The organism is Marinobacter sp. BW6 (assembly GCF_008107725.1).
Taxonomy (GTDB): Bacteria; Pseudomonadota; Gammaproteobacteria; order Pseudomonadales; family Oleiphilaceae; genus Marinobacter.
Genome location: NZ_VIRN01000030.1, coordinates 1 through 419, shown reverse-complemented (window position 1 = coordinate 419; position 419 = coordinate 1). Strand labels below are relative to the sequence as shown.

At 63.7% G+C, this 419-nt stretch carries 1 pseudogene; it reads right to left on the bottom strand.

Going from position 1 to position 419, the window contains the following annotated elements:
• Nucleotide 1 precedes the first annotated feature (1 nt).
• A pseudogene (locus FMN52_RS19785) lies at nucleotides 2–419 on the bottom strand (bifunctional protein-serine/threonine kinase/phosphatase); the annotation flags it as partial.

Here is a 419-nt window from a genome sequence, read left to right as displayed (position 1 = left end):
CCTATGGATTGCCGAAGACTTGGTAAAACAGAACGGTGCAAAGCACCGCGAGAACGGCCGAGACCAGCTGCCAGAAGCGAACCGGGTCGCGTTCGGCCAGCGGGACGGAATGATCGCGTTCAAAGGCCGGGTTGGGCCGGCGCAGATCTTCCAGAAAGGCGCTGAGCGCGTCGTAGCGTTTGCCAGGCACCGGATGCACAGCGCGGCAAAGCGCGCCGTCGACCCAGTCCGGGACGCGTTCGGTAATCGTCGACGCACTGCGATAGCGCAGGTTCGCCTGGGCCCGTTCGCTGGTTGCCCGCGCCACGTCCGCGCCATAGGGCAGACGTCCGGTCAACATCTCGTAGGCAATCACGCCGAGGGAAAACTGATCGCTGAACTCTGTGCCGAGATAGCCGAGAAAGACTTCCGGGGCGGTG